This is a genomic window from Rathayibacter sp. AY1D2 (assembly GCF_002932695.1).
Classification (GTDB): Bacteria; Actinomycetota; Actinomycetes; order Actinomycetales; family Microbacteriaceae; genus Rathayibacter.
The window spans coordinates 100423-113027 of the sequence record NZ_PSVX01000002.1 but is presented as its reverse complement, the minus strand read 5'-3'; the positions used below and the strand labels follow the sequence as shown (position 1 = coordinate 113027).

Below are 12605 nucleotides of genomic sequence, written 5' to 3'. Positions count from 1 at the left end.
GCTCGAGGGCGGCGGCATGCCGGGCAAGCTCAAGGACTGCCAGTCCAAGGATCCGTCGATCTCCGAGATCTTCATCGTCGAGGGCGACTCGGCGGGCGGCTCCGGGGACGCGGGATCTGTGGACGCAGGCGCTGGGGACGCGGTCTCCGAGGAGGAGGCCGCGACGGAGGAGACGGCACCAGGAGAAGGGGAGTCGGACGAGACCGGATCGGGAGAAGAGGAGCGGGAGGACTCGGGACCGGGAGGAGGGGAGTCGGAGGACACCGGATCGGGCGAGGCGGAGTCGGGTGCGGTCGGCTCCGGCACGGCGATCGGCGCGGCGGCGGCGCCCGTGCCGACGATCCGGCCGGCCTCGATCCGCACGGTGTGCGCGGCCAGCGCCTCCGGGACGTCGTCGAAGACGGCCGCGGTGATCAGGACCTGCTCGTAGTCGGCGACCACCGAGGCGAGGCGCTCGCGCCGGCGCGCGTCCAGCTCGGCGAAGACGTCGTCGAGCATCAGCACCGGATCGCCCATGGGGGAGTCGCGCCGGAGCAGCTCCGCAGCGCCCAGCTTCAGCGCCAGGGCGAACGACCAGCTCTCACCGTGGCTGGCGTAGCCCTTGGCCGGCAGCGCGTTCAGCTCGAACTGCACGTCGTCGCGGTGCGGGCCGACGAGGGAGACGCCCCGGTCGAGCTCGCGGCGGCGCACCCCGGCCAGCGCGGACGCGAACGCCTCCGCCAGTCCCTCGCCCGCCGCCGGTGACGCGGCGCCCGGCTGCTCCACGGGCTCGCCGTCGTCGTCGACCGCGCCCTCGATGCTCAGGCGGGAGCGGAGCACCGGACGCTGGTCGGCACCGGCGACCGCCTCGTACGCGGCGCGCACCGGTCCGCTCAGCTCCTCCACCAGGGTGAGGCGCGACTGCATGATCTCGGTCCCGAGCGCGATCAGGCGCTCGTCCCAGATGTCGAGGGTCCCGAGCTTCGAGGGGTCCCGGACGCCGCTCGCCCGTGCGGACTTGAGCAGCGAGTTGCGCTGGCGCAGCACCCGCTCGTAGTCGGCCTGGACGGCGCTCATCCGCGGGGAGCGGAGGATCACCAGCTGGTCGAGGAAGCGGCGGCGGGCCGACGGGTCGCCGCGGATGAGGAGGAGGTCCTCCGGCGCGAAGAGGACGCTGGAGAAGAAGCGGGGGAGCTCGCGCGGCTTGATCCCGCCGCGGTTGATCTGCGCGCGGTTGGGGGAGGAGCGGTTGATCTGCACCTCGGCCAGCAGGTCGCGCTCGCCGTTGCGGAGGCGGGCGCGCACCACGGCGCTGTCCCGGCCGGCGCGGATGAGCGCCTGGTCGCTCGACACGCGGTGCGAGCCCAGGGTGGAGAGGTAGCCGAGAGATTCGACGAGGTTCGTCTTGCCCTGGCCGTTGCGGCCGACGAAGAGGTTCGGTCCGGGCACGAGCTCGACATCGACCGACTCGTAGTTCCGGAAGTCGCTGAGCGCCAGCTGCGTCACCTGCACGTCGCGCTCCTCTCCTCCACCCGTCGTCGCGGGCCTTCACTGCACCCCTGCGGGCTCCTGGCCCGTCTCGCTCGGCCGATCCACCCGCTCCGGCGCCTGCGGCCCGCTGTCCCACGGTCGGCCAGGCCTTCGCCCCCGGTCTCGACACACCCCTGCGGGCTACTCGACCAGCACGGCGGCGGAACCGTCCGGGACGCGGATCCCGATACGCCCGTCCGGGGCCACTACTCGCTCACCATGATCGGCCGAGCCCCGTCCCCGCCCGTGAAGGCGGCCGAAGGCTCGCCGCCCGACGTCGGTAGCGAGGTGGAGGCGGCCGGAGGCCCGCCGCCCCCGTGAGAGCATCCCTGCCTCACGGGGGCGGCGGGCCGCAGTCCGCCGTCCGTCACCGGCCCTGCGGAACGCGCCCCCCTCCGGAAGCCGACCGCCGTGAGGACTGCCGGAGGCAGTCCTCACCAGCCGACTCAGTCGACGGCCTTGACGGAGTGCCCGCCGAACTGGTTGCGGAGCGCTGCGACGGCCTTCATCGCGGGGGAGTCCTCCTGGCGGGAGACGAAGCGGGCGAAGATCGAGGCGCTGATCGTGGGCACCGGGACGGCGTTGTTGATGGCCTCCTCGATGGTCCAGCGGCCCTCGCCCGAGTCCTGCACGTAGCCCTCGATGTTCTTGAAGTCCGGGTCCTGCTCGAGGGCGCGGACGAGGAGTTCGAGCAGCCAGGAGCGCACGACCGTGCCGCGCTGCCAGGCCTTGAAGGTGCCGGTGACGTCCTTGATGATGTCGCTGCGGGTCTCGAGCAGCTCGTAGCCCTCGGCGAACGCCTGCATCAGGGCGTACTCGATGCCGTTGTGGACCATCTTCGCGTAGTGGCCGGCGCCGACCTCGCCGACGTGGACGAAGCCCTCCTCGCGGGGGCCCTCCGGGCGCAGCGCGTCGAAGACGGGCATGGCGTACTCGACGAGCTCCTTCGGGCCGCCGACCATCAGGCCGTAGCCGTTCTGGAGTCCCCAGACGCCGCCGGAGACTCCCGCGTCGATGTAGTGGATGCCCTTGGGCTTCAGCAGCGCGTCGTGCTTGAAGTCCTCGGTGAAGCGGGAGTTGCCGCCGTCGATGACGAGGTCGCCCTCGCTGAGCTTCTCCGACAGGTCCTTGACGACCGCGTCGGTGATCTCGCCGGCCGGCACCATCACCCAGACGATGCGGGGCGAGGGGAGTGCGGCGATCATCTCGTCGAGAGAGGCCGCGTCCGAGACGTCGGGATTGCGGTCGTAGCCGGTGACCTCGAGCCCCTTGGAGCGGAGGCGGGAGCGCATGTTGTCGCCCATCTTGCCGAGGCCGACGAGTCCGATGTGCATGGTGAACCTTCCTGGATTCGTTGTCCGGCGGGCGGGCGCTCGTCGGGAGCGGGGCGGTCGCGGCTCTGCGATCCGGGGAGTGGTCAGCGCAGCAGCAGGTTGGGCTGGAGCAGGTAGCGGTAGCTGTCGCTGCCGGGCTGCTCCCGCGAGGTCTGCGCGGTGATCAGGACGGGGCCGGGCTTGTTGGGGTTCTCGGTCTTCGTGAACGCGATGCGCACGAACTCCGAGTGGACGGCGGCGAGGCCGTCGAGCAGGAACTGCGGCTTGAGCGAGACGACCACGTCGTCGCCGGTCACGATCGCGTCGATGCTCTCGGACGCCTGCGCCTGCTCCGAGCCGATGGCCTCGAGGGTGAGGCCGTCGCTGCTGAAGCTGAAGCGGAGGGCCGCCTCGCGCTCGAGCACGAGCGAGACGCGGCGGGTGGCCTCGATGAGGTCGCTGGTCGACATGACCGCGTAGTTCTCGACGGAGGCGGGGAAGAGGCGCTTCACGGGCGGGAAGTTGCCCTTGATCAGCAGCGAGGTGACGGTCTTGCGGTCCGCGGTGAAGGCGATCAGCTCGCGCTCGTCACGGTTGGTGATCGCGACGGAGACGGTGCCGGAGTGGCCGAAGGTCTTGCCGACCTCCTGCAGCGTGCGCGCGGGCACGAGGGCGGTGAGCGGCTGGGTGGGCGCGGGGTTGTCCCCGTTGTCCCAGTCGATCTCGCGGACGGCCACGCGGTAGCGGTCCGTCGCGACGAGGCCGATCGTGTTCTCGGTGATCTCGAGCTGCACGCCGGTGATGACGGGGGTCACGTCGTCGCGGGAGGCGGCGACCGCCACCTGCGAGACAGCGGCTGCGAAGGCGTCGGCCGGGACGAGGCCGGTGGAGGCGTCGATCTCGGGGATGCTCGGGTACTCCTCCACGGGCATCTGCAGGAGCGTGAAGTGCGCCGAGCCGGCCGAGACCGAGACGCGCGACTCCTCCGTGGCGATGCGCACGGGAGCGTTGGGGAGGCGGTTCGCGATGTCGGCGAGCAGACGGCCCGAGACGAGCACGGTCCCCGTCTCCTCCACGTCGGCGGCGATCTGCGTCTGCGCGGACACCTCGTAGTCGAAGGAGGACAGCGTCAGACCCTCGGCGGTCGCCTCGATGAGGACTCCGGAGAGGATCGGCAGGGTCGTGCGCTGCGGAAGCAGCTTGACCGCGAAGGACACCGCCTCGCTGAAGACATCGCGGTTGGCTTGGAACCTCACGAGTACACCCCTGACGAGTCGCGGACGAAGACCGTCGCCCATCGTACCCGCCGGGCTCGACGAGCTCGGAAGGGGGTGGACCGCCGAGCACTCCCGAGCCGCTGTGGAGAGGTTGCCGGTCGAGGCTTCATTAAAGAGAGAACTGCGTTAACAGTGTTAACACGTGTGGAAACTGTGGAAAACGCTTCGGACCCCTACTCCTGGGTGGGATCGGAGGGACCCGCCCCTGTGGAGGGAGTGTGAGCGGGCCCGTGGACGCCCTGTGGAGCGATCCGAGCCGACCGGTCGCCCTCCACAGGCGGGCTCTCCCGGCGCACAGTCCCGAGGCGGTTGTCCACAGTTATCCACAGGTTCCTCACACTGTGGAAATCGGCCCTCCGAGGGGCGCGAGGCGGCGTGTCCGGGGCGCGCCAGGCAGGTCCGAGGAGTCCGTCGACGACTTCTCCGGTCACGACGGAGACCGTCGAGGGCAGCTGCCGCCGTCCGATCGGCCCGGAAGACAGTGCGCGCTCCCTCTCCCCCGCGTTGCCCTCCGGGCCAACGCACGGCGGATCGACACCGTCCGATCGCACGCCGGCCGCTCAGCCGATCACCCGGACCCCTTGAGCACGTGCGGTTCATGCTGGTCGAGTAGCCGCAGCGCGGCGTATCGAGACCCCCGCCGGCTCCTTCGCCCGATCTCGACGCGCGCCGACACCGACGTCCTGCTGCTCGCGCCGCGACCCCCGTCGCCTCCGCCTCCCCTCACGCGAGGAAGGAGAGCGACTACCCGACCACCGGGCTCGTACGCCGATGGACCCCCAGGCGCGCCACCCGCGACAGGCGGTCCCGGGGACCGCACGACTGTCGGCTAGCGGTTCGTCTTGATGCGGGTGGTCAGCTCGGTGACCTGGTTGTAGATGCTGCGGCGCTCCTTCATGAGCTCCGAGATCTTCTTGTTCGCGTACATGACCGTGGTGTGGTCGCGGTTGCCGAACAGCTGGCCGATCTTGGGCAGCGAGAGGTTCGTCAGCTCGCGGCACAGGTACATGGCGATCTGGCGCGCGGTGGCGACGGCCTGCGAGCGCGACGAGCCGTAGAGGTCGTCGACCGTGAGCTTGAAGTAGTCCGCGGTGTGGTTGATGATGTCGACCGGCGAGATGACGTTGTCCTCGTCGAGCGTGATCAGGTCCTTCAGCACGGTCTGCACGAGCGACATGTCGACCGGCGTCCGGTTCAGGCTCGCGAACGCGGTGACGCGGATGAGCGTCCCCTCGAGCTCGCGGATGTTGCTCGACACCTTCGACGCCATGAACTCGAGGATGTCGTCGGGCACGAGCAGCTTCTCGCTGACCGCCTTCTTGCGGAGGATCGCGATGCGGGTCTCGAGGTCGGGAGCCTGCACATCGGTGATGAGGCCCCACTCGAAGCGCGAGCGCATCCGGTCCTCGAAGCCCGTCAGTGCCTTCGGCGGCAGATCGGACGTGATCACGACCTGCTTGTTGTGGTCGTGCAGCTGGTTGAAGGTGTGGAAGAACGCCTCCTGCGTCTCCGCCTTCCCCTGCAGGAACTGGATGTCGTCGATCAGGAGGATGTCGACGTTGCGGTAGCGGCCGTGGAAGGCGTTGCCCCGGTTGTTCGCGATCGAGTTGATGAAGTCGTTCGTGAACTCCTCGCTCGAGACGTACCGCACGCGGATCCCCGGGTAGAGGCTCATCGCGTAGTGGCCGATGGCGTGGAGGAGGTGCGTCTTGCCGAGCCCGGAGTCGCCGTAGACGAAGAGCGGGTTGTAGGCCTTGGCGGGAGCCTCGGCGACCGCGACGGCCGCGGCGTGCGCGAACCGGTTGGAGCCTCCGATGACGAAGTTGTCGAAGCTGTACTTCGGGTTCAGCCGGGTATCGGTCGCCGGCACGGTCCGCAGCTCCTCGACCCCGCGGGTCGGCGCGACCGTCGCCGAGGAGGCGGTGATCGGCTCGAACGGGTTCATCGACTCCTGCGACGCCGGGGAGCTGAGGGGCTCGTGCTCTATGTCGGGGTTCACCACGAAGGCGAACGTCGGGACGCCGAAGGAGTCGTCGAGCGTCCCGATCGCGCTGAGCAGGGGCACGCGCACGCGCTGCTCGAGCATCCCGCGGGTGAACTCGTTCGGGACCTCCAGGTAGAAGGTGCCCGCCATGATGCCCTTGGGCTCCACGAGCGAGACGAACCCGTAGAGGGGAGCGGTGATCCGCTCGTCCTGGGACAGTGCGCCGAGGATCACTTTCCACGCGTCGACCATCGACGTGTCGTCTGCCATCTGTCTCCGGTCCTGGGTGCTGTCGCTGTGAAGTCGCTGCGGGATCGCCGTCTCCGCCGGACCCGTCGCCGCCCGCTGCAGGGGCGTCGCGGACCGGGCGCGGAGCCGGGTCTCGAGTGCCGCTCTCTCCACAGGGTTGTCCACCGGCCTCGAGCGATGCCTGTGCGGGCGCGGGAGGACGCGGATCCCACCTGTGGATAACTGCGGCTCAACACCGTAACGAACGGAGCCGACGGGAGACAAATCCACCACAGCGACACCCGCGTGTCAATGCGCGGAACCCCGTGTCCCATGTGCATGATCGAGGTTTCGCGCCGTCCACATTTGACCGGTGGCGGAACAGGCCGTAGTTTAAATCAGTTGACGCCTGCCCGGTGTCGTCCGTGCGGCCCTCGCAGGCCGAGCGGATTCCGCAGCCGGGCACCCCTTCTTCCCGGAGGATCCGAGTCTCCGCCCGAGCGGGTGGTGCCGGTTCGCGCCGCGGAACACGTACGTGGAGATCTGATTATGAGCAAGCGAACCTTCCAGCCGAACAACCGTCGTCGCGCCAAGGTGCACGGCTTCCGTCTGCGCATGCGCACCCGTGCCGGCCGCGGCATCCTCAGCGCGCGCCGCGCCAAGGGGCGCACCGAGCTCTCCGCCTAGCAGCGAGCGGTACCGACCAGCGGTGCTGGCCAGAGCCAATCGCATCGTCCACGGAGGCGAGTACCGGACAGTCGTCCGTCGCGGTGTGCGGTCCACAGGACCGCACACCGTCACGTATGTCCGCCGGTCCTCCGCGGGCGATCCGGCGCGGTTCGGGTTCATCGTCGCCAAGACGGTCGGCACCGCGGTGACGCGCAACACCGTCCGCCGCCGGCTCAAGGCCGTGGCGTTCGAGCTCGTCCCCGAGATCGACCCCGGCACCCAGGTCGTCGTCCGCGCGCTGCCCGGCAGCGCCGACGCCCCCTGGTCGGAGCTGCGCTCCGAGGTGTGGTCCGCGATGGCGCGAGCCGCGCGGAAGAGCGGGGCGTCCTCGTGACCGCCGTGCTCCCCCGCCGCGAGGCGCCGTTCGCCCGGCTCGGGTGGGCGATCCTCCTGCTGCCGCGGAACATCGGCGTCCTGCTCCTGATCGTCTACCGGGCGGTCGTGTCCCCTCTCTACGGGGACGTCTGCCGTTACTACCCCTCGTGCTCCGCGTACGCGCTCCAGGCGGTCCAGCTCCACGGGCTCGTCCTCGGCTCCGTCCTCGCGGCCCGCCGTCTGCTCCGCTGCCACCCGTGGGCGGCCGGCGGCATCGACGACGTCCCGACCTCGATCCCCCTGCACCGACCGGCTTCCGGCCGGACCCGCTTCGCCGTGACGCGAGCCGGGTTCGTCGTGGGCCCTCGAAAGGACTGACCCCACTCCATGGACCTCCTCGGCACGATCCTCTGGCCCCTCAAGTGGGTGGTCGAGCTGCTCCTCGTCGCCTTCCACCAGCTGCTGACCTTCACCGGCATGGAGGCGGCCGCGGGAATCACCTGGGTCCTCTCGATCGTCGGCCTGGTCATCGTCATCCGCGCCGCGCTCATCCCGATCTTCGTCAAGCAGATCAAGAGCCAGCGCCGGATGCTCGAGGTCGCGCCCCAGCTCAAGAAGATCCAGGACAAGTACAAGGGCAAGCGCGACCAGCTGTCCCGCGAGGCGATGTCCCGCGAGACCATGGAGCTCTACAAGAAGACGGGCACCAACCCGCTCGCCTCCTGCCTGCCCTTGCTGATCCAGATGCCGATCTTCTTCAGCCTGTTCTCGGTGCTGAACGCGGCGCAGCACAGCCAGAAGGGCGTGGGGCCGGTCGACGAGACGCTCGCCCGCCAGTTCGGCGAGGCGAACCTCTTCGGCGTCGCACCGCTGCACCAGTCGATCCAGGGCGCACTCGCCGAGGGCGGCCAGGAGCCGGTCATCATCATCGCGGTGATCATGGTCGTCCTGATGACGGCGTCGCAGTTCATCACGCAGCTGCAGATCGTGTCGAAGAACATGTCGCCCGAGGCGAAGGCCTCGCCGACGTTCAAACAGCAGCGGATCCTGCTCTACATCCTCCCCCTCGTCTTCGCCTTCTCTGGCTTCGCCTTCCCCCTCGGCGTGATGTTCTACTGGCTGACCTCGAACATCTGGACGATGATCCAGCAGTTCATCGTCATCCGGAACATGCCGACCCCGGGCAGCGAGGCCGCCAAGGCCCGCGAGGAGCGCTTGCGCCGCAAGGGCAAGCTGGTCGAGGAGACCACGGCCGCCGGCGACGTCACCCTCGTCGAGAAGAAGGCCGTGCAGCGCACGCAGCCCGTGAGCAAGAACCGCTCCAAGAAGCAAGCCGGAAAGAAGTAGAGCCGCCATGACCGATCCGATGCAGACCATCACCGAGGACGCGTCCGCACCCGTGGACGTGGACGCGTCCGCCGTCGACGAGGCGCCCGAGTCCACGCTCTCTCAGCTCGAGGACGAGGGCGACGTCGCCGCCGACTACATCGAGGAGTTCCTCGACATCTGCGACCTCGACGGCGACATCGACATCGAGGTCCGCAACGGCCGCGCCTACCTCTCGGTCACCGCCTCCGGCGACACGAACCTCCGGGTGCTCTCCCGCCCCGACGCCGTCCAGGCACTGCAGGAGCTGACGCGCCTGGCGGTCCAGACGAAGACCGGCGCGTTCTCCCGCCTCATCCTCGACATCGGCGGCTCCCGCGACGCCCGCGAGGCTGAGCTCGCCCAGCTGGTCGACCGCGCGATCGAGCGGATCGAGGACGGCGCCACGTCGGCCTCGCTCCCGCCCATGTCGTCGTACGAGCGCAAGCTGGTCCACGACATGGTGGGCGAGCGCGGCTTCGTGTCGGAGTCGCGCGGCGAGGCGCGCGAGCGCCACACCGTCATCACCCGCGGCTGAGCGGCGTGGAGTCGACCCTCGAGGCCGAGCCTGCAGCCGCTGCGGCGATCGCCGGCGACCGCCTGCCCGTTCTGCGGCGCTTCACGGAGGCTCTCGCCGACCAGGGCGAGGAGCGCGGCCTGATCGGGCCGTTGGAGCTCCCCCGGCTCTGGACGCGGCACGTGCTCAACAGCGCCCTGGTGGCCCCTCTCCTGCGTCCGGGACTGGTCGGTGATGTCGGCAGTGGCGCGGGCCTTCCCGGGCTCGTCCTGGCCATCGTGCGGCCGGACGTCCGCTTCGTGCTCATCGAGCCGATGGAGCGTCGCGTCGTCTGGCTTCAAGAGCAGGTCGACGGACTCGCACTCGAGAATGTCTCAGTTATTCGAGCCCGTGCTGAAGAGGCGGAGCTCGCGGAGCCTCTCGACCAGGTGACCGCTCGGGCGGTCAGCGCCCTCTCGAAGCTGATCCCGCTGACCGCGCCGCTGCTGCGGCCCGGAGGCGAGCTGGTCCTGCTGAAGGGCATCAACGCCGAGAAGGAGATCGAGGCGGCGGCCAAGCAGATCCGTCGTTTCCGGCTCTCCCCGCCCGAGGTCGTCGTGCTCGGCGACGGCGTGCTCTCCGAGGTGACGAGGGTCGTCCGGGCTACAGTGGGTTGATCGCCACGACGCCGCAGTGAGCCCCCGACTCCTCGTCCGTCGACTCCTCGGTGCTGATGTCCGTCCCACTCGCTGAGCGAAGGTTTCACGTGAAACAAACCGATTCCGCCGGTCTGACCGGAGGCTTCGATTCCTCGACTCCCCTGGCCCGGGAGATCGCGGATATGACCCGTCGGCGCGCACTGCTGAACGCCCAGCCGCTGCCCAAGCCCGAGTCGACGCGCGTCATCACGATCTCGAACCAGAAGGGCGGCGTCGGCAAGACGACGACGACCGTCAACCTCGCCGCCGGGCTCGCCCGCGGTGAGGCGAAGGTGCTCGTCATCGACCTCGATCCGCAGGGCAACGCGTCGACGGCCCTGGGCATCGAGCACCGCGCCGAGACGGCCAGCGTGTACGACGTGATCGTCAACGACACTCCCCTCGCGGACGTCGTGCAGAAGAGCCCGGAGTTCGCCTCGCTCTACGGTGTGCCGGCGACCATCCACCTGGCCGGCGCCGAGATCGAGCTGGTCTCGCTCGTCGCACGCGAGCAGCGTCTCCGTCGTGCGCTCGACCGCATGCTCGACACCATGGACGAGCCGTTCGACTACGTCTTCATCGACTGCCCGCCGTCGCTCGGTCTGCTGACCATCAACGCGTTCGTCGCCGCTCGCGAGGTGCTCATCCCGATCCAGTGCGAGTACTACGCGCTCGAGGGGCTCAGCCAGCTGCTCAAGAACATCGACTTGATCGAGCGGCACCTCAATCCGAACCTCGGTGTCTCGACGATCCTCCTGACGATGTACGACGGCCGCACGAACCTCTCCCAGCAGGTGGCAGCGGATGTCCGAGAGCACTTCCCGAAGGAGGTGCTGCGCGCGGTGATCCCGCGCAACGTGAGGATCTCGGAGGCGCCGAGCTACGGACAGAGCGTGATCAGCTACGACCCGCAGTCGTCCGGTTCGCTGGCGTATCTGGAGGCGGCCGCGGAGATCGCACGACGCGGAGCCCGGAAGACACCCGAGACGGCACACGAAGGAGAGGCACGCTGATGGCGACCAAGCGCACGGGACTCGGCCGGGGGATCGGCTCGCTCATCCCGACCAGCGACGAGTCGCGCTCCCGGCCTGTCGACGTCTTCTTCCCTGATCAGGTCGGCGATTCGGCCCGTGCCGAGGAGCTCCTCGAGGTCCCCGGAGCACGCTTGGCGCGACTCCCCCTCGCCGACATCACGCCCAACACGGCGCAGCCGCGGTCGGTGTTCGACGAGGACGACCTCGCGGAACTCGTCCACAGCATCCGCGAGTTCGGAGTGCTGCAGCCGATCGTCGTCCGGCCCGTGACGGCTCGCGGCGGAGCGAAGTACGAGCTCGTCATGGGTGAGCGCCGGTTCCGCGCATCGAAGGCCGCGGGACTGACCACCATCCCCGCGGTCGTCAAGGACACGGCCGACGAGAACATGCTCCGCGACGCGCTGCTGGAGAACCTGCACCGCGCCGACCTCAACCCGCTCGAGGAGGCGTCCGCCTACCAGCAGCTCCTCAGCGACTTCGGGATCACCCAGGAGGCCCTGGCGACGCGGCTCGGACGCTCGCGGCCGCAGATCTCGAACACACTCCGTCTTCTGCGCCTCCCGGCTGACGTGCAGGCCCGTGTCGCTGCCGGCGTCCTGACCGCGGGACACGCGCGTGCGGTTCTGTCGCTCGACGACGTCGAGATGATGCGCCGCCTGGCCGACAAGATCGTCAACGAGGACCTGTCCGTCCGCGCCGCCGAGGCTGCCGCCGCGCAGATGAAGGCGCCGCGGACGACCACGCGTCCCGTGGTGGAGGAGCAGGGCGGGCACTCCGGACACCTCTCGTCGATCGCGGATCACCTCGGCGACCGGTTGAACACGCGCGTCAAGGTCACCCTGGGTGCTCGCAAGGGCCAGATGGTCATCGACTTCGCCACCATCCAGGACTTGAACCGCATCCTCGCCGAGATCGGGGAGCCGACCGAGGTGTCGCTCGCTCCGTAGTGGCCGGCCTAGCGGCCGCCACTGATTCGCCGTGCGGCTGGCGTGCGCGTGCTCGCGCTGTGTTCTTGGCCGCAATCGCCGATGTGGCGGTATCCGCTCCCCTCGTCGGCACCGCGATCGCAGATCAGCACGCTTGGGGCGATCTTCGAGATGCCTTGTGAGCTGAGGATTCTCGGTTGTCGTCCTCTCTCTGATTGATAGGCCCTTCTGACCGGTACAGTCCGATGAAGTGGTTCCAGGTTCTGCGGGGCCCTGCTGACTCCGGTCCTGGTCGAGAATACGGCTGGTATCGCCGAACGGTGACGATCGCCGGGTATCTGGGGCATTGATCTCTGGATGGAGTAGCTCACGATGCGCCTATATCGCGGTTGAGTAGGCGTGGAGCGCCGGATCTAGGGTTGGCTGAGTTCAGACCTCCTGACCTCCGGAGTTCATGTCGCTTTCAGTGACTCGCTGGCGGGCTCAGGACGGGTGCCTGGGCGGGTCGTACTCGGTGGCGCTCTCCGCTGCCCGGGGCGACGTCATGGTCGCCCATAGTCGCGTGCGCAATGTTTCACGTGAAACATTCCTACGTTGGCCGCTGAGATGAGGATCACCTCGGCTGTCCGTGCATCCCAAGTCTCCGGTGAGGAGCGCTTCCTCGGCCTCCAGAAATTGGCCGGCGGGGGGGCAACCTTAGACGAATTGCAGTATTGCTTCGTTTTCGCGGA

General features: G+C 69.0%; 11 protein-coding genes and 1 pseudogene. 8 read left to right on the top strand and 4 right to left on the bottom strand.

What is annotated here, in order from left to right; translation table 11 throughout:
• Window positions 1-330: 330 nt before the first annotated feature.
• The 4 genes and pseudogenes from recF to dnaA form a co-directional block, all read right to left on the bottom strand.
• Window positions 331-1491, bottom strand: a pseudogene (gene recF / locus C5D04_RS01090) (DNA replication/repair protein RecF); the annotation flags it as partial.
• A gap of 464 nt (window positions 1492-1955) precedes the next feature.
• A complete protein-coding gene (gnd, locus tag C5D04_RS01085; RefSeq protein WP_104222677.1) occupies window positions 1956-2843 on the bottom strand; it encodes a phosphogluconate dehydrogenase (NAD(+)-dependent, decarboxylating) in 888 nt (295 codons plus the stop codon).
• An 83-nt stretch (window positions 2844-2926) separates the two neighbouring features.
• Entirely contained in the window at window positions 2927-4078 is a 1152-nt protein-coding gene (gene dnaN / locus C5D04_RS01080) for a DNA polymerase III subunit beta (protein ID WP_104232992.1), read from the bottom strand.
• An 850-nt stretch (window positions 4079-4928) separates the two neighbouring features.
• Complete coding sequence (dnaA, locus tag C5D04_RS01075) at window positions 4929-6233, bottom strand: chromosomal replication initiator protein DnaA (RefSeq protein WP_374954372.1); 1305 nt, start codon at window positions 6231-6233, stop codon at window positions 4929-4931.
• Window positions 6234-6860: 627 nt separating this feature from the next.
• Between dnaA and rpmH the strand changes: the two genes are divergently transcribed.
• The 8 genes from rpmH to C5D04_RS01035 all read left to right on the top strand — a co-directional run bounded on the left by rpmH (window position 6861) and on the right by C5D04_RS01035 (window position 11895).
• Complete coding sequence (gene rpmH / locus C5D04_RS01070) at window positions 6861-6998, top strand: 50S ribosomal protein L34 (RefSeq protein ID WP_055784512.1); 138 nt, start codon at window positions 6861-6863, stop codon at window positions 6996-6998.
• Between the two features lie 22 nt (window positions 6999-7020).
• Window positions 7021-7374 (top strand): ribonuclease P protein component, encoded by a 354-nt coding sequence (gene rnpA / locus C5D04_RS01065; protein ID WP_104222680.1) that lies wholly within the window; start codon window positions 7021-7023, stop codon window positions 7372-7374.
• Between the two features lie 5 nt (window positions 7375-7379).
• Window positions 7380-7733 carry a membrane protein insertion efficiency factor YidD gene (yidD, locus tag C5D04_RS01060; protein WP_244230695.1) on the top strand — a complete coding sequence of 118 codons (354 nt, stop codon included), beginning with the start codon at window positions 7380-7382 and terminating at the stop codon, window positions 7731-7733.
• Window positions 7734-7742: 9 nt separating this feature from the next.
• Window positions 7743-8702, top strand: coding sequence for a membrane protein insertase YidC (yidC, locus tag C5D04_RS01055; protein ID WP_104347077.1), 960 nt, complete (start codon window positions 7743-7745; stop codon window positions 8700-8702).
• A 7-nt stretch (window positions 8703-8709) separates the two neighbouring features.
• Window positions 8710-9258, top strand: a complete 549-nt coding sequence (locus C5D04_RS01050; RefSeq protein ID WP_181127048.1) for a R3H domain-containing nucleic acid-binding protein — start codon at window positions 8710-8712, stop codon at window positions 9256-9258.
• Between the two features lie 5 nt (window positions 9259-9263).
• Window positions 9264-9893 carry a 16S rRNA (guanine(527)-N(7))-methyltransferase RsmG gene (rsmG, locus tag C5D04_RS01045; protein ID WP_104347044.1) on the top strand — a complete coding sequence of 210 codons (630 nt, stop codon included), beginning with the start codon at window positions 9264-9266 and terminating at the stop codon, window positions 9891-9893.
• A 164-nt stretch (window positions 9894-10057) separates the two neighbouring features.
• Entirely contained in the window at window positions 10058-10927 is an 870-nt protein-coding gene (locus tag C5D04_RS01040; protein ID WP_104247021.1) for a ParA family protein, read from the top strand.
• On the top strand, window positions 10927-11895 hold the full coding sequence (locus C5D04_RS01035) for a ParB/RepB/Spo0J family partition protein (RefSeq protein WP_104222684.1): 969 nt from the start codon (window positions 10927-10929) through the stop codon (window positions 11893-11895). Before C5D04_RS01040 ends, C5D04_RS01035 begins: the two co-directional genes overlap by 1 nt.
• The last annotated feature ends 710 nt before the right edge of the window (window positions 11896-12605 follow it).